General features: G+C 44.4%; 13 protein-coding genes and 2 CRISPR repeat arrays. All 13 genes read right to left on the bottom strand.

What is annotated here, in order from left to right:
* Nucleotides 1-49: 49 nt before the first annotated feature.
* Nucleotides 50-425: direct repeats of the CRISPR family, unit length 32 nt; unit sequence ATTTCAATCCACGCACTCATATAGAGTGCGAC.
* Nucleotides 426-606: 181 nt separating this feature from the next.
* Nucleotides 607-897, bottom strand: a complete 291-nt coding sequence (gene cas2, locus L693_RS0108440; RefSeq protein ID WP_025716887.1) for a CRISPR-associated endonuclease Cas2 — start codon at nucleotides 895-897, stop codon at nucleotides 607-609.
* Nucleotides 898-907: 10 nt separating this feature from the next.
* Nucleotides 908-1,939, bottom strand: a complete 1,032-nt coding sequence (cas1c, locus tag L693_RS0108435) for a type I-C CRISPR-associated endonuclease Cas1c (protein ID WP_025716886.1) — start codon at nucleotides 1,937-1,939, stop codon at nucleotides 908-910.
* Nucleotides 1,936-2,595, bottom strand: coding sequence for a CRISPR-associated protein Cas4 (gene cas4, locus L693_RS0108430; RefSeq protein WP_025716885.1), 660 nt, complete (start codon nucleotides 2,593-2,595; stop codon nucleotides 1,936-1,938). Before cas4 ends, cas1c begins: the two co-directional genes overlap by 4 nt.
* Nucleotides 2,582-3,457, bottom strand: coding sequence for a type I-C CRISPR-associated protein Cas7/Csd2 (cas7c, locus tag L693_RS0108425; RefSeq protein ID WP_025716884.1), 876 nt, complete (start codon nucleotides 3,455-3,457; stop codon nucleotides 2,582-2,584). Before cas7c ends, cas4 begins: the two co-directional genes overlap by 14 nt.
* A gap of 65 nt (nucleotides 3,458-3,522) precedes the next feature.
* Nucleotides 3,523-5,487 (bottom strand): type I-C CRISPR-associated protein Cas8c/Csd1, encoded by a 1,965-nt coding sequence (gene cas8c, locus L693_RS0108420; protein ID WP_025716883.1) that lies wholly within the window; start codon nucleotides 5,485-5,487, stop codon nucleotides 3,523-3,525.
* Nucleotides 5,484-6,203, bottom strand: coding sequence for a type I-C CRISPR-associated protein Cas5c (gene cas5c, locus L693_RS0108415; protein ID WP_025716882.1), 720 nt, complete (start codon nucleotides 6,201-6,203; stop codon nucleotides 5,484-5,486). Before cas5c ends, cas8c begins: the two co-directional genes overlap by 4 nt.
* A gap of 112 nt (nucleotides 6,204-6,315) precedes the next feature.
* Entirely contained in the window at nucleotides 6,316-8,805 is a 2,490-nt protein-coding gene (locus L693_RS0108410) for a CRISPR-associated helicase/endonuclease Cas3 (RefSeq protein WP_025716881.1), read from the bottom strand.
* Between the two features lie 313 nt (nucleotides 8,806-9,118).
* A CRISPR array of direct repeats spans nucleotides 9,119-10,289; the repeat unit is 32 nt; unit sequence ATTTCAATCCACGCACTCATATAGAGTGCGAC.
* Nucleotides 10,290-10,592: 303 nt separating this feature from the next.
* Nucleotides 10,593-11,402, bottom strand: a complete 810-nt coding sequence (locus L693_RS0108405) for an SDR family oxidoreductase (RefSeq protein ID WP_025716880.1) — start codon at nucleotides 11,400-11,402, stop codon at nucleotides 10,593-10,595.
* 264 nt (nucleotides 11,403-11,666) lie between these two features.
* Entirely contained in the window at nucleotides 11,667-12,503 is an 837-nt protein-coding gene (locus L693_RS0108400; RefSeq protein ID WP_025716879.1) for a hypothetical protein, read from the bottom strand.
* 12 nt (nucleotides 12,504-12,515) lie between these two features.
* On the bottom strand, nucleotides 12,516-13,268 hold the full coding sequence (locus L693_RS0108395) for a vWA domain-containing protein (protein WP_025716878.1): 753 nt from the start codon (nucleotides 13,266-13,268) through the stop codon (nucleotides 12,516-12,518).
* Between the two features lie 71 nt (nucleotides 13,269-13,339).
* Nucleotides 13,340-15,376, bottom strand: a complete 2,037-nt coding sequence (locus L693_RS0108390; RefSeq protein WP_025716877.1) for a membrane protein — start codon at nucleotides 15,374-15,376, stop codon at nucleotides 13,340-13,342.
* A gap of 297 nt (nucleotides 15,377-15,673) precedes the next feature.
* Entirely contained in the window at nucleotides 15,674-15,949 is a 276-nt protein-coding gene (locus tag L693_RS0108385; protein ID WP_007430133.1) for a WXG100 family type VII secretion target, read from the bottom strand.
* A gap of 247 nt (nucleotides 15,950-16,196) precedes the next feature.
* Nucleotides 16,197-16,733, bottom strand: a complete 537-nt coding sequence (locus L693_RS0108380) for a WXG100 family type VII secretion target (protein ID WP_025716876.1) — start codon at nucleotides 16,731-16,733, stop codon at nucleotides 16,197-16,199.

The raw sequence follows: 16,733 nt of genomic DNA, 5'->3' as shown, positions 1-16,733 counted from the left end.
TTATTTTTTCTGTCCAACTTAGTGTAGCCGATCCAACTATCATCTATACATTTCAATCCACGCACTCATATAGAGTGCGACACAATATATAATCCTTGCTGGAGTATGTGCAGAAATTATTTCAATCCACGCACTCATATAGAGTGCGACGTTTAACATTTTGCCTTGTAACAATGATACTGCAATTTCAATCCACGCACTCATATAGAGTGCGACTATAAAATACACAATGATAGGGAGAGATTAGGATGAAGAATTTCAATCCACGCACTCATATAGAGTGCGACGTGAAGGCTTGGCCAACAGTGAGGGGATCATTATCAGTATTTCAATCCACGCACTCATATAGAGTGCGACGATCAGTTTATTGCTGACTATCAGGCTAAAATGGCTATTTCAATCCACGCACTCATATAGAGTGCGACAGCGAAAATGCAGTAATTCATACCCTTATGATATCAATTCCACACATTGTCGCAAAAACTGATGCCAAAAAAGCTTGAATCAACCATTGACTTTTACTAAAGGTAATTGATTCAATTGATTTTCGACAATTTTCGAGGTGCGAAGGACCCGGGGTTTTTATGTGAGCTTCACATTCGCACCTTATAAAATAAGTGGACTCTCCATATCGTAAGCCTCTTTGGCCCCTATATGCTCTACTTTCTTTTTGTAGTTATCACCTAAGTTGTAGAAACGCAGGCTGTCTTCCTTTTTGTCTATCAACTCTTCTAATTCATATTTTAAACGGCGGAACTGGGTTGAATCCAAAATACATTCAAATACGGAGTTTTGTACCCTTTGTCCGTGATCAACACACTTTTTCGCAACCTTTGCCAATCTCTTTCTGCCTTCTCTGTCTACTGTACTTACATCATAAGTAATCAATATGAGCAAGTGTTCACACCTACTTCCACAAAAATGGAGGATACTCGTCCAAGTCTCCCCTAATATGCCTGGCCAAGAGCAGAGCCTGTGAATAAGGCACCAATCCCCAGGACATTTTCTCATTCAGGTAAGGATGAATAATCTTGTCCTGCTTCCGTTCCTGCCAGGCCTTCAATACGATTTTCCTCGTATCATCGTCCATCATAACAGCCCCGTTTTCTTTCTTGTAAAATCCTTTGCCGTGAATCAGCTTTTTGTTAATCAGGGACAGCACAAAACGGTCGGCATATACGCCTCGAAGTTCTTCCATCACATCCAGTGCCAAGGAGGCTCTTCCCGGACGATCTCGATGCAAAAAACCTACATACGCATCCAAGCCTACAGCCTCCAGGGCTGATTTCATATCGTTGGACAGCAGTGTATAGGCAAAGGATAACAGAGCGTTCACATTATCTAATGGCGGGCGCTTATGGCGTCCATGGAAATAAAAATTATCTTTTTGCTGTAAGATCAGCTCATCGAAAACAGAATTGTACTGAACCGCCGCCGTACCTTCCAAGCCCCGTAAAATGTCTAGCTCCTCCACTTCACGGACCTGCTTCATGATCTCTGTTAAAGATGTGCTCACCTTCTTCAAGCGATCCGTGTCAATCCGAAGTTGGTGGTCCCTCGTCGCCCGTTCCAAAATCCACTTATGGTTGTAGATCTTACCTGTAATCATATTCCTGGCTACCAGAGCGCTTCTTCTATCATCATCGGAAATCCGATACTGTTCTTTTCTCAGCACTACATTTCCCCGGCTTTCCCCCGTAACTCGTGCCAAAAAACGTCCGCTTCGCGTCATAAAAGTTAAGTCTATATTGCGTGTTGCACAAGCTCCCATTAGGCCTGGACTAACCCCTGAGTAGCCAAAAGTGCAAACCGCCTCCAAATTATGCAAAGGATACCGTGCAAGAATGGACTCTTCTTGTTTAATTACGATATTTTCCCCATCTAGTGACAAGTACGTATCCGGCATGGTCACAAATAATGTGTTCAGTAGTTTTTTCATTCAGCCAGCCTGCTTTCAATAAAGCTCGAAACTGATTTTTTATTCAGTATTTCGGGAACACATATGTTATGTAGTGAGCAGCTCAGGCAGTGTGGTCCCGCTTTGGCTTTAGGTGTATGGTTTCGCTCAAAATAATGCCGCATCTCCTGCAAGCTTGTGCGCACACGCTCCCGGTCAGCCGCCGTGATGATGACCTCTACGCGATGTTTGATCTCGTCGTAATAAAAGTAGCCCTTTGAAATCTCGCATACGAGCATTTCTTCCAGACACATCACTTGTGCGACTAACTGAGCATGATCCGAATCATTTCGTTTCGGTTTACCACGCTTGTATTCAACAGGAAAAGGAAGGTACGTACCTTCCTCCCCTGCAAGCGGAACGCCGAGTGGATCTCGCGCAAACTCTACCACGTCACAGATTCCAGTGATCCCAAGCTCTCTGGAATGTACAGGTAATGCGCGTACGACGAGCTTATCCCCTCTTTTTTCACGAATCATCGGCTGATCCGCTTTTCTGTGCAAATGATTACCCTCAATCGTCCGCACGTTTTCTTCCCATTGCTGCTCTATATGAATTAACGCCCACTGTCTTCTACAGAAATTAAAATGCTGTATACCAGATAGCAGCAAATAATCTTCTTCATTATAGCCCTGCATACTCTTGGACCTCTAAGCCTTCGAGCGGAGTGAGGATGCATTCATAATGTGTATCAAAAGATTTGTCGGCCGCATTTACATTTTCTTTCGGTTTCACTTCCAAAGATCGGTGTACTTTAGCAGATGAGTATTTTCCGAGTTTGGAATTGTGCTCCCACCAATAGACCTTATGTACCTCCATACTACCGTCAGGACGGGCGGAGGATACGTCATTTTCAAACAAGGAAATCAGTGCTTCCCTGATCTTTCCAGCATCTTCGTTGGTAAACCCTGTTTTTTCAGCTAGTTGTGTATTGATGCTTCCCTTGAATACGTACACGCCAAAATCCACACGGTGCTTCATCCCCATCGTGTCGGAACCTTTTTCACTTCCTGGCTCGGAGTTTACACTTTTGGTAATTTGCATGCTGGTAATATCAATAGGAAGAACACTGGTTGCCGTATGTATAGATACAGGACCTCTTATCCCCACAGATACTCCTGCCCCTTTACCCGCCGCTTTGAATGCGAAAACTTGACCAAAACTACGAACATCCATCCACTCCTGACAGGCCATTTTGGCAAACTCCTCGCTTGAACCTTCCTTGCTCTTAAAAATTTTTCCCAGCTCAGGGTTCGCTTCGGCACGTTCTCTTAAACTATGAAAAGAATCCAGTTTCCGATCATTCGATTGAACAAAGATAGATTCGCCCATATCCTGCAGACGATTTCTTATTTTCCGTTTCAGAGCCACATCTGAAATTTCGCCATAACCATCGTAATTTTGCCGCGGGCGATTGCCATTCAGGGGATCTCCATTGGGATTGGCTTTCGCGACAGACAATACAACGGCAAAATCAATTTTATGATCCAGTATAGACATATGATGATTCTCCTTTTCATGTAACCTTTTATTTTAAAAGATTGTTACGACCCACCACTATTCATTCACATGCCTGGGATGTTGTCGTCTTGGTTGTTTTCATCTCCTGCGTTATTGCCCTCATGTCTCTTTTTATCCGTGTTATGATAGATTTCATAGCGCTGGCTGTAAAATCCGAGCAAATACTTCCCAGTTAGCGGTTCGTTATTAAATTCGTCAAACGGGATTTTTGAAGCAACTTCATCAATCATAATGGAATAATAGTTTAGTTGTTTGCCGAATTTAGCTTGGTGTGGCTGCAAGGCATTCTGAATCGTTCTCCAGGTTCTTTCCGGATGCTGTGAAAATACACTCATATAGCGTATGGCATTGGTGGAACGCTTTTTATCCCTATCCTGCCCACTTCGCTCCAGTGCATTTCGTTCCAGTACATCAGCAATGGCCAACAGTCTGCCGAATAAATAGCTGCGATCCCTAATCTCTTCATCTAATGCCACGTTGTATCCCTCCTGTGTGTTAATCAATGCACATGTTATACTCAATGTTTTCTCCCATTCCCATTTGTCCATAGCTAACGGGTTAGAGGCACGGTGAGTAGCACTCCTCACAATATCCTGCGGAACGGGTCGACCATCTACGATACACGGAAGCATTCGTTCCATTAGACCTTTAACGAGTTTATCATTTGCCTTAGGGCCGTATGTCGCGAAAGCAATGTCTTTGGTCGCCGGGGCCCCAAAGAATTGTAATAGCTCACCTTGCTCGTCCTTCTGGTAACGGTGTAACCAGGCACATTTTGAATGCCAATCAATAAGCTTGTCAAAGTACAATTTTTTATCCAAATTCCGATAATACAGAACAGCCATGCGCCCTGTTGTTGCTGAGTCAAGCACTAGAATGTTGACGTTTGCTTTGGACGTCGATTTGACGGCCAGTTTATTGCGATAGCCCGACAGGGCTTTGGCCAGATCAAAAGCAAGCTCCTCGTTCGTATGACTTTTGATTGCTGTCGGCCGGGATGATTCAGGACCAAAACCCATTGCAAAGATGTTGTCATTGTTGGTAAAGCTCAGCACATCCGGGTCATCATTACCCCAGACGAGAAAAACACGATTATCCATAATTTTACCTTGACGATGAATCAGCCATTTTAAGGCATTATGAGCTTTTTGGGATACTTCATAGCTGATGCTTGCTGCTTCATGGCTATCGGCAAACCGTCCTCTGAATGTGAACCCGCTTGTATCATTAGCAGAAATCAGCTTTGCTTTATCTCCGGAATTTCTGATTTTGTTTGCATGCTTGTCTGTGCTCGGGAGTTGCTTTCCGGTGACATAACAAATGTCTTCTTCACCCAGCAACTGACTGTAGTAACTAATAAATGAATCATATAGTTCTGCATCCAGCCAAATTTTAGTTAACGCTTTATCTGGTGAATATACATTAAAACGAATAAAAGCACTCTCCAGTTCACCGGGAACTGCCGTAAATATACGTGGTTTTTCCCCAGGTGAACGCTCATACTTCTTATCCCACTTGGTTATTAGCTGTTGATTCTCATCAAGGTATAAAATAGAATGATCAGATAAATCCTTAATCAGTTGGCGCTTGCTAAGATAACGATAGATGCTTTTCAGCTTGGGAGTGGCATATTCTGAATTAGCCCACCCTTCTAACTGCTGAATGTAAGTCGCAAAGGGCTCTTCTTTTTTGACTTTTCCCCCATATGCGACAAAATCTCCGGCCACATAACTTAATTTATCGTGCAGCGGATAAGGCGCTACGACAGAGCCAGCCCGACTGGCCGATTTCTCTGTGCAAGGAATTAATGTGCTAAACTCGTCCTTGTCCAGCACTCTGGCTGAATGAAAATCACCTTGTTCCGTAATTTCCACTTCAATTTGTGCATTTTGAGTTGTATGAGAGATGGGCAACAGCGTGTATTCACGACCGTCACGCTTTTTCTCGGGCACACCCACACGGCCAAGATTCGATTTATATGTTTCATATAAATTTAGCAGCCAGCTCATTTCATGCCCCACCCCTCCCACTCTGCAAGCAGCTCATCAGCGGACTGTACATTATTTTCATCAAACCGTTTGGGCTGCATCTCTGCTATGACGCGAACTTGTGGGCATTTCTCCGGTGGAATAAATTCAATAACTCCATCCTTCATCACCGGATTCCACAAGCGTACCTCCAGCTGATTCCTGCCTGTCTCATCCGGGTAGTTAATACCGTGTACCATGTTTCCTAGATGAATCTCGCCATAACTATCATAGAAACCGGGTGCTTCACCAAAAACACAAGGCTCCACATAAGCTTGGCATTCTCGTGTACCGAGGAAAATATCTCTGCGTCCACCCGCAAGCAACGAGCGTTTGAGGATGTTATGATGCTTGTTTTCATTACGGTCATATTCCATCTCGGGACGATGCAGATTAAAAATAAAATGGGCTTGAACCTCATAGCAAGGATCTTTGAGATAAGTATAATTAGCAAGCGTATTACCGCCGCCATATTCAATGGGCCGAATCCCCTTGGATTCCATTCGGATTGCGTTTAGAATACGAACCTTGTCTATAACCATCGTAATCGTAGGCTTCCAATAAATACTTTCTACGATCCCTTTTAATGCCTGATAGGTTGGGACACTGTATGTTAGTTTCTCCCCCCCCAGTTTGGTTAGCGGGTCTGTGAACAGCGCATAATCTCCATACACTCTAAATTCAATTGAATTTCTCAACTGGTAGCTTCCTCCTTTCAAGGTCTTTTTTCTAAATATAATACCAGAATATTACTTTCGGCATATTCAGTCAACGCAAAAAACAAGCCCTAAGTCCCAGATGAAAGCTTTCTTAAATAAAAAATCCACCATGCGGACTATCATTTTCAAGGTTAAGCCCATAAGAATCATGATAGGCCCCCTCGGTCAAAGCCAATATTTTACCATCCAGAAAAGAAACCAGCGCCTTATTCTGATCCAATTGTTCTTTCTCATAATGGAATATATTAATGGTGAATTGCTGCGCTCTGCGCAGTAGGCTTGTTAGATCCTCTATGCTTTGCTGTCCATTTAGATCAGCGATGATCTCCTTTCCTTCTTTGTCTCCATCCCCATATGGAACAATAATGGCAGTCGTATGATCCTCAATGACTTGAAAATGTTCTGCTGCTGTCTTATAGCAATTCGCTAAGAATAAGGGAAGAATTGTACCTTTTTCATCGTAATAAGAACGATAATACGTATTCTCTCTGCGGTTAGCAGATAATAGTTCAGTCATGTTTCTTCTTAGCTGAGGTATAAAGTAATTCAAGTCTGTTTCCAGCTCGGTATAATATTTTTTAAAATATATTTCCATGGCCTGTGCAGATAATACGTTACCACCGTAGCAGGTTTCGTCACGTTTTAAGTCAATGAACATTTTCCTGGTTATCTCTTTACCGATTTTGATTTCTTTGAGACGCTTGAGATCTTCTTCTTCATGATCAATGACATACACCTGCTTCGTTCCATCTCTTCCATGGCGATTACATCGACCTGCTGCCTGAGCAATGGAATCCAGACCAGCCAAGGATCGAATGACACAATCAAAGCTAATATCCACTCCCGCCTCGATGAGTTGTGTGCTAATACAAACGACAGGTTTTTTATGCTCCAGATGTTGTTTTACTTCCTCCAATATGCGATTGCGATGAGCCGGACACATGGAGGTACTTAAATGGTAAACCGGGATGGTACCGTTTCCTTCTGTTAATCGGTGATATAGATTTTTGACCACTGCTTTTGTATTGAGAATAACGAGTATGCTTGATTCATCGGCAAGTATTTGCTCAACAAAATTGGCAAGTTTCTCGGTATCCAAAGTATCATCCGTCGCCTTATCAACAATTTCAACCCGCTTAAACTTTTCGATAACATGATCGAGATCATGTACCATTTCGGTATCCGGTTCAATGTCCAGCTTGTTGTGTACAAAATCCAATTCCGGTTGGGTAGCGGTGCAAAGAACAATGCTTGAAGAGGCATATGTTTTCAGAAAATTCAGCGCTTGATTAAACAAAGAAATACAGTGTGTGGGAACTTTTTGGACTTCATCAAAAATAATGACGGACTCACTCAAATTGTGAAGTCTACGGATATTTCTGCTGCCATCTGCGTAAAACACATTTAAAAATTGCACCATAGTCGTGAAAATGATTGGCGAATCCCAATTATCCTTAGCCAGCTTTAATTTTTGATGCGTATTCACAACAACATCTTCAAGCTCATGATCCTCACCATCTATGTTCTCTACTTCGTTCATGACCACATTGGAATGATGCTCCAGAAGGTTAGCGTCATCCCGTATAATTTCACGAACCTCCTGAGCGTTTTGTTCGATAATCGTTGTGAATGGAACGACGTAGATGATATGCTTCTTTTCAAATGTGACTGCATGCTTTAGGGCATAACGCAGACTGGCCAGCGTTTTTCCACCCCCTGTAGGTATGGAAAGTGTATGTATCCCGGAAGGCTTGTCTGCAAATTGCTCACATTGCTCGGACATTTGTTTTCTAAGCAGATTAATGGTTGTGTCGGCGTTCTCTCCTGATTGCAGATCGTTAATACGCTCCATTAGTCTTTCGTAATACGTTTGAAATAGCTGTTGGCGATTCATCGGTGCTTTGCTGTTCTTCTCGTTTTTAGCATTATTTTCTTCAAAACAACGGGTATTCGTGCGATCGGCATCAATCAAAGCACTGAAAACAAACTTGGATAAGAACATCATTTTGAGTTCAATGTCTGTCTTATCCTCTCGTTTCATATAATGAGCCAACTCGGTTCCAGCTTGATTCACATATCGAAGAAATGCAGATTTCTCCATCACCTGTTCATAAAAAAGGGAGACTGCATGATCAAATTCCTCTAATTCGCGGTCACGCACCCGATCCAAAAATTTTGATTCCAGGGTAGGATCTAAAAAATCCTGTAAATAGGCATGGTGTGAAATAATCGCATTCCCTACAACTTCGGATAATAAAGCTTTGTTCATGAAATCCTGCTGATCAAATGCCCCCTGAGGCTGGATATGAAAGAGTTTGTACAACAACTTCCCACCAGCGGTAGAATGATCCACGCTTCCTCGTTTCGGTGGATTGTCAGGATTTTGTACGGCTAAACGTATGTAATGCTGGAATTCTTCTGTGTATTTCCCCAAGTCATGCAGCATACCAGCGAGTCCGGTAATATGTCGTATGCCTATTTTATCACCAAAGGCCTCTGCTAATTGTCGAGTTTCCAATAGATGTTCAGCAACCGTCTGAATCACTTGGTCACTTTCCCGTATGTGGGCGATATACTCCATTTTTTCACTCCTTTAATTTCGGCCTATATGAGTCTATACATTCCACTGAATGAGTCTCTTGAACTAAGACTTATTTACTTTTTTCGACATTGATTTACATTTTCCTCCCAAACAAATTATTTTAGAGAAAAATTCAATATTTTGAGCGAATCAAGCACTCATAAAAAAATCCCCAGAGCTCTTTCTCTGAGGATTCTTGACATACACCAAAATTAAATATTTTAAGTTCGAATTACACTTACAAAATGAGTTTTAAAATACATCTTCATGTGGAGTGGACATGGATTGCCAGTTACATGCAACCCGCGCCCCGATTTTAACCCACGCACTCATATAGAGTGCGACCCTTGATACATCTGCGCCAGCGTAGACATGTTAATTTCAATCCACGCACTCATATAGAGTGCGACGCAGACCTGGCCCAACCTCACCTGTATCCTCGTCAAATTTCAATCCACGCACTCATATAGAGTGCGACAGTAACAGGCGTTTGTACTGATTCTACTGGTACCGATTTCAATCCACGCACTCATATAGAGTGCGACGATTCGTTCCAGCCGTTGAGACTTGTCCAAATTATTTCAATCCACGCACTCATATAGAGTGCGACGGCGTTTTGCTCTTATATTTTTGAGCTAAAGGCATATTTCAATCCACGCACTCATATAGAGTGCGACTGAACAACAATGTTCGGAATATTCAACAAGGAAGCGATTTCAATCCACGCACTCATATAGAGTGCGACCTAATATAATAAAACTATCGAAAGGAGGGCACTGGATATTTCAATCCACGCACTCATATAGAGTGCGACTCAATGCCGTTGCTGATGCTGAGGCATACCGGATTATTTCAATCCACGCACTCATATAGAGTGCGACTTAATAGGGCATGTAAATGCGTACAGGAAGAAAGCATTTCAATCCACGCACTCATATAGAGTGCGACGGCTGTTCGTAAAGACAAAATTTTGATCTTTAATATTTCAATCCACGCACTCATATAGAGTGCGACGTCGTGTGGATAGTGCTGGTGAGTATCTAATATGATTTCAATCCACGCACTCATATAGAGTGCGACTTTATCTGGATGACATTATAAAACAAGTAAACAATTTCAATCCACGCACTCATATAGAGTGCGACCTGGGCAAGCCAGGGCGAAAAAAGAAAATAGGATAGGAATTTCAATCCACGCACTCATATAGAGTGCGACTTTTTAGGCAAGCTTGCCAGCGAGGAAGAAATGCGATTTCAATCCACGCACTCATATAGAGTGCGACCAAAGCTCGTTGTTTTATAGGCAGCGGCATCAGCATTTCAATCCACGCACTCATATAGAGTGCGACCCTGGACAAAAATGCAGGCACTTTATAAAGAGGGATCTATTTCAATCCACGCACTCATATAGAGTGCGACGCAAGTACTATAACCGTCGACATAGCGCATGGCAATTTCAATCCACGCACTCATATAGAGTGCGACAGCGAAAATGTACCCAATTGATCCAGAAAAGATATCAATTCTGTACATTTTCATAAAAACGATACCAAAAAAGCTTGAATCTAGGATTGACTTTTATCAATGAAGGCTGATTTGGTTCTTTTTCGACAAGTTTCGAGGTGCGAAGGATCTAGGGATTTTATGTGAGCTTCACATTCGCACCAAACAATAGAGAGAAAATTCGCTTTATCTTCCTTTATACATATACCATAAATAAGCATCATAACCAAGACCATACACTCAAACACCATTCATCATTTTTTTATCACCAAAAATCCATCAGCGCTAAAACAATAAGGATTCCGCCCCATCAATCACAATTTGTGCGCCAGTAATGTGACGCGAATGATCAGAGGCCAAAAAGGTGACTAAATCAGCTACCTGCTCGGGTTGACCCGGCCCATTAGCCAACGGCTGCCCTCCTTCGGGAAACTTTACAGGGATGGTAATCTGCTTTAACCTTTCCGATTTCTCCGTTGTTTCATCAATATTGGTCGAAATGGCACCCGGATAGATGACATTGACACGGATACGGAATTTGGCAAGCTCCAGTGCAGCCATTTTAGCAAACCCGGTTTGACCTGCCTTCGAAGTGCTGTAAGCAGACATCCCAAAGCTGGTAAAACGCTGATTTCCATTAATGGAGCTGGTAATGATAATGCTGCCGCCCCCGTTCTTTTTCAAGTGGGGTACCGTGTACTTCACCGTCAGAAAGGTACCATCCAGATTTGTAGATAATGTTTGCCGCCAATCCTCAATGCTCAAATCCTCAATCGGTCCAACTACTCCGTTAATTCCGGCATTGGCAAAAACGATGTGCAGCCCGCCAAACAATTCTACGGCTTCCAAAACTGCTTTTTCCACACGCACCGGATCGGCAATATCCACATCAAAAGCCCGTGCCGAGCCTTCACGTATAGCATTAATCTCTTTTTCTGTCTCCAAAATCCGCTCATTACTTACGTCAAAGAGGGCGACATTCGCTCCTTCTCTCGCCATTTGAATGGCCGTTGCCTTGCCAATACCAGAACCAGCCCCCGTGATTAGAGCCGTTTTGCCTTCAAAGCGCGCATTCCCTGCAGATGTGTAGCTCATATGTATCTCTCCCTTCAGTTTCCTGTATAATCACAAGATTACCCAAAAGGGGATACTTTATAATCACCATTTTTACGCGTTTTTTGCTATTCCTTTGCAATATGGAGGAAAAGAACGAATATTACGCGAATTAGCGCATCTTTTCTTCTTGTATCTCGATTGCATTCCAAATCTATCTTAACTGTTTGTTTTTTGTATGTATGCATCAAAAAAGGACGTCCTACAGCCATTGGCATGGATGCAAGCGTCCTTTTGCTCTTTCATTTACCACTGCAACTCAATAAATGCAGCATCATCATCAAGTCCCCCGGTATGGGATGCATCCAGCAATACTTGTATCTGCTCATCAGGGACAGGCTCGCAAATAGGGTCCAAATCGGATAAACCGTCACTATATACCTGTAGTCTCATCGGCATATCTGCGGGTATGCTTCTTTCGTACCAATGAGGCTTACCTCCGATCGGTCCACGGCTTGTGGACCAGCGCTCTGCTGTAGAGAAGGTATGAGCAAACAGATCGCTGATTTCCTCCGCATCGTTCCATAGTCGCAAGCGTGAATCTCCCTGCCAGGCAAGTCTAAGACGCCCACGCGCACCGCGCTTCGGCAGTTCGATTTTACCGCAAATATACATGGACTGGCTTCCCTGGCGACGTTTATCCTCCAATACCGAACGCATCAAGCCTGATTCGTGATTCAAAGGCTGCCGATCCAGTTCCACCGTAGCTGTATCCGCCAAGCGTTCGAGATACATCCTCAATTGTTCAGCAGACAGATCTCGTCCCTCTTCCAGCCAATCCAGTAAAGAAGAGCCCAAATAACGGGCTGCAAAATCTCCTCGATAACTGAGCCCGACACCGTCACAAAGGACAAAGCAACAGACGGTTTTATGAATACGCACTGCGGCAAAATCCTGTCCGCTTTCCCCCATGCTGGCAGATTCGGCAGACCTTCCATAGCCATAACGACACTTAAAACGACTGTGATGAGATGATAAAGGCTGATCGCCGGTCTGAGAGCTTATATAATCAAAATGCTGAGCCAGCCTTGCATTCATTCCCTTTCTTTTGCTCGCGGGGAGCAGGGACAGCAGTGGATTCATGCTCTTACCTCCTTACCGTACAGGCGTTGCGGCCGACATTTGAAAACCGATGGACACCAGTTCCGCACAGGTTCCAGGCAACATCATAATCGCCCCTTCACCCAGCTGATAATCTGCCTCAAACAGCATTTCCCGATAGCTTTCAGGGAGTACAGAAGACATATTACGCAATTTCACAGCATGCTCATCCTGCAGCGGTGTAGTGTGCGTCAAGCCTTTCCAGCGACGAGGGTCCTGAATAGGTGTCTCCAGCAGTCTGTCAGATAAAAATATATTTTCTACCAGCACATTGCCATCCGGTACGCTCATGCTCATAATGCGCTTGGCAATCGGCTCCGGATCATCGCCTGTAGATACCCCATCTGTCATATGGCAAACCAAAGGAGCAGGACAATCCTGCATCCCTGGCAGCTCCGCCTGTAAAATACGCTCGGCTTGCAAGAAAGCCTTTGCCGAATCTGAAAACCGTTTGGGCGTCAAATCAGGCAACGAACCAATGGCCGCAATTTCATCAATCCCTTTTACACCGTTCAACAGATCATACACATCATCACTGTAAGCCAAAATCGCAATCCGATAGCGTGCAGTCAGACGATTTCCTTTGGTTGAACGGAAAACCATCTGCCGAATCGCCAGCGATATAGCCTCATACACAACGTCAATACGCCGTCGCCCTTCCATCAGCATGTTCATCGACGCGCTGATGTCAATCAGGTAAATGATCAGGGCGGGGGTACGTTGTGAAGCCTGTATTGTATAATTCATGGTTTGTACATGCTCCCCTCAGTTACCTTGTATCTCTATCTATCAGCCTATCTATCATGAATAGTTCAAAATTAAATTTTAGGCAGTCTAAAATTCGTATCGCTTAAAAAGTTATAGATAGAAGAAGCCCGATATCCTACTTCACCTACCTTACGATAATAGGATGGATTACTATCGTATAATGCTCTAAAACGATTGGCAAAGCTCTTTGCCTTCGCCGTGCTCCCCCCCTCCTGGGAGGCATAAGCCTTGTTATACAGCGAAATAAGCTGGAGAACATTCTCCTTGTTACGGGCATGCATGGACGCTTCTTGCTTGTGTGCTGCCTCAGCTGCCGCCTTACGCGCTGCCTCTTCCTGGGCTGCACGGGCTTCCTGGTCCTTTTTCCAGGCCAAATACTTTTCATACTTTGCCTGCTGATCATATGCTTTTTGCTTGGCCAGCTTGGCAGCCGCCTGCTTATCCTTTTCCTTTTGGGCAAGATAAGCTTCATATTTGATCTGCTGATCAATAAGAGCCTGTTGTTTTTTCTGCTCTTCCTGCTGCTTTTGGGTAAGAGCCTGTTGCTTTGCCTGTTGTTTGGCCTGCTCCTCCGCTTCCTGCCGCTGCTTCTCAGCCAACACCTTTTGAGCGGCCTCCTGTTCTGCAGCCAGCTTGGCTTGTGCCGCCTTCTTGGCTTCTTCCTGTTTAGCTGCCTCAATTTGCCGTTGATTGGACTGATCCGCAAGAATCTTAACGGTTGGAATTCCAGCCGCTAAGAGAACGACCGCAGCCGCTGTCGATGCGATAAACGTTTTCGAGCGGTACCAAGCTGCCGATTTTTCAGGCTGCTCTGGTGTCATAGGATTTAACTGCTCCTCCAGCCCTGTAATAGCAGCCGATACCTCGACATGCAGAGGACTGCCGTCTTCTACAAAATGATACAACGACCGATATACTTCCAGTGCTGCAGCAGGCTTGTTTTGCTGCTCCAGATCACGGGCCTGTCGGAACAGCTTGTCCGTTACCCCACGCTGCCCCTGCTCCTCAGCGGCCTGATTAAGCAGCGCAGCCTGCTCAGCTTCGGGCGGTGCAACTAAAGAGGATGCTGGCTGAAAGGAAGAACTACCTACGGCGGCTTGTGCAGTTTCTGTCCCTTCAAGCTCCGTCGCTTCCACTTCAACAGGAATTTCCTGTTCAGTAATGCCATTAAGCACAACCAGCCATTCGCCAAAGGTAGGGCAACTGCTTAAATCCTGACTATCCCAGGCACGACTGAACAGCTCTACCACCTTGCTTCCCCAGCGGGATTCCAACGATTTTCGTAAAATAAAATATCGTTCGCAAGGTGTCTGCATTTCGTGCTGGTCAAAATAGCTTTCACCCCACGCTTTATCTACGATTACACGGTCAGACCAGCCCAGCATTTCTCCAATAATAATGGCCCCTGCAAAACGGTCTGCGTATGCGCTCCATAACCCGCTGTGAACGGTACGGTGTGCGGCATATCCTGGTGAACCTGCCAACAGAGCGTCTGGACGATCCATTTTGGTACTATACATTTGCTCCACGTCCACCAATTCTACAGCTGACGTGCCTTCAGGCAGTTCCACTTCAGAAAAAAACGGAAGCATGACATTTGGCGCTGATAAATCACAGTGCGCCAGTCCTTTTTGCTCCATAGCCGAACCAATCCCTGCCAGTGCTCTGGCTAAAGCCAGACTATCGGAAGCCTCAAGCTGACGTTGATCTGTGAGGCAATCGAACCACGTCGTGCCATGAACCCATGGCATCAGTACCGCATACAGCAAATCAGGCTGCTCGGCGATCAGACTTCCGTTTCTTTCTGGAGTGAGCACATCACGCTTGCACACCTGCAAACCGGGAATATCCCCGTATGCATCCATATGCTCAGATTGATAAACCATAGCCGGGATACGGAACTTCGGAAAAAACACTTTAAGGGCTTTAGCCTCATGTGGCGCTCCACTTTTAGCATTCAACTGATATACAATGCCTTGGCGCCCCGCTTGAGCATAGGCCAAACCGGGTGCAACTGGATGTCGTCCAACCACATAAGCTGTGCCATTTATGATCAATTCGTCTCCCGGATTCGGTTGAAAAGACATGAAACATCCCTCTCCTTATATCGTTCAGTATGCTAGTTTCCTCACTTTATTATAAACATCTGTGGATGGCAAGAAAACCGGGTGTCCTAAGATCGCCCGGTTTTCTTAAAATATTAAGAAAGTATACGTTTGACGTTATCCTCTGTTCTTATATTTATCTCAGAAATGGATATCATCCTGGTAAAGGACAGCCAAACCGTTTCTACTTGGAACCATCTATACTAAACCGTGAGGAATGGTTCACATATTGCTTCTTCATAGAGTGGTAAAGTTATAGAGAAATGCCTGGCTGGCAGCTTACTTCGCTTGGTCAACCGTACGGAATTTGTTAGCGATAGCCGTCAATTCCTGGCTGATGCTATTCAAAGTCGTTACGAAAGCTTGCATTTGTTTGCTAGCTTCCTGAAACTCTTGGAAGAAACGTTGCTTGGTCATACCTTCCCATTGACCTTCCATACCTGAGATGGACTGTGTCAGACTGGAAACGATTTGCTGGCTTTGCTCACCGCTTTGTTTAAATTGGTTAGCCACCTGATCAACCTGTTCTGGTGTAATTAAAATGCGTCCTGCCATTTTTATGAGTCCTCCTTGATGATAAAAAATTTTTATTGTTTAACTGGTTCAAATTGTACTATGGTTATTGAATTCCCTACAAAAGGCAAAGGTCCTAAATGCAATTATCCCACTTTTTAACTATATAACAGCATCTAACAGTACGATACTGACAAAACAACACCTAATAAGTCCCAAAAAGCCGGGAATAATGATATTATTCATTCGAACCTCGCAATCGAACAAGATCATCACGGAATTAAACCTGCTATGCGACAGGTTGATCTCTCACTACAGACGGGTCCGTAAAATACCAATCCTGTGGGCTGCCAGAGGATGCCTGCTCCAGAATATCCTGATTCAGTGTTCCTACATCCGAAGACGGTATGCCGGTAATGGCATGTACGACAGACTGCGGGTTTGAAATCAGACCGCTTCCTTCCGAAGTTTGCCCGGGCAAAATAGACGGGGATTGCTGATTCGACCAATCGAGCATCGTGACAGGTCGTCCCAATGACTGACTGGCAAATGACAGTATTGTTTGATAGTTGTGGTCAACAGACTGAAACTCCTCTGCCTTTCGGTTCAGTTGTGCACCTGATGTATGGAGGTAAGCATGAATCTGCTCCGACATTCGCTTGGCCTGCATCCAATGATCCAAGACCGTCTCACGTGCAGATACATCCCAATCCAGCGATTGTAACGCCTGCTCCAAACCTGCTGTTAACTGTTGAATTTGCTCCGCCGCATGCTGTAGCTGCCCGCTAAGCCCCCGAAGCACATCCGGTTCAACTCGAATGCGCAT

This window comes from Paenibacillus sp. 1-18, from assembly GCF_000520755.1.
Lineage (GTDB): Bacteria > Bacillota > Bacilli > Paenibacillales > Paenibacillaceae > Paenibacillus > Paenibacillus brasilensis.
This window is presented reverse-complemented; position numbering and strand designations above follow the sequence as displayed.

Excerpts from the sequence above, each read along its gene's own strand:
- cas1c (WP_025716886.1), bottom strand. The coding sequence starts at position 1,939 with ATGAAAAAACTACTGAACACATTATTTGTGACCATGCCGGATACGTAC.
- cas4 (WP_025716885.1), bottom strand. The coding sequence starts at position 2,595 with ATGCAGGGCTATAATGAAGAAGATTATTTGCTGCTATCTGGTATACAG.
- cas7c (WP_025716884.1), bottom strand. The coding sequence starts at position 3,457 with ATGTCTATACTGGATCATAAAATTGATTTTGCCGTTGTATTGTCTGTC.
- cas8c (WP_025716883.1), bottom strand. The coding sequence starts at position 5,487 with ATGAGCTGGCTGCTAAATTTATATGAAACATATAAATCGAATCTTGGC.
- L693_RS0108410 (WP_025716881.1), bottom strand. The coding sequence starts at position 8,805 with ATGGAGTATATCGCCCACATACGGGAAAGTGACCAAGTGATTCAGACG.
- L693_RS0108405 (WP_025716880.1), bottom strand. The coding sequence starts at position 11,402 with ATGAGCTACACATCTGCAGGGAATGCGCGCTTTGAAGGCAAAACGGCT.
- L693_RS0108400 (WP_025716879.1), bottom strand. The coding sequence starts at position 12,503 with ATGAATCCACTGCTGTCCCTGCTCCCCGCGAGCAAAAGAAAGGGAATG.
- L693_RS0108395 (WP_025716878.1), bottom strand. The coding sequence starts at position 13,268 with ATGAATTATACAATACAGGCTTCACAACGTACCCCCGCCCTGATCATT.
- L693_RS0108390 (WP_025716877.1), bottom strand. The coding sequence starts at position 15,376 with ATGTCTTTTCAACCGAATCCGGGAGACGAATTGATCATAAATGGCACA.
- L693_RS0108385 (WP_007430133.1), bottom strand. The coding sequence starts at position 15,949 with ATGGCAGGACGCATTTTAATTACACCAGAACAGGTTGATCAGGTGGCT.
- L693_RS0108380 (WP_025716876.1), bottom strand. The coding sequence starts at position 16,733 with ATGCGCATTCGAGTTGAACCGGATGTGCTTCGGGGGCTTAGCGGGCAG.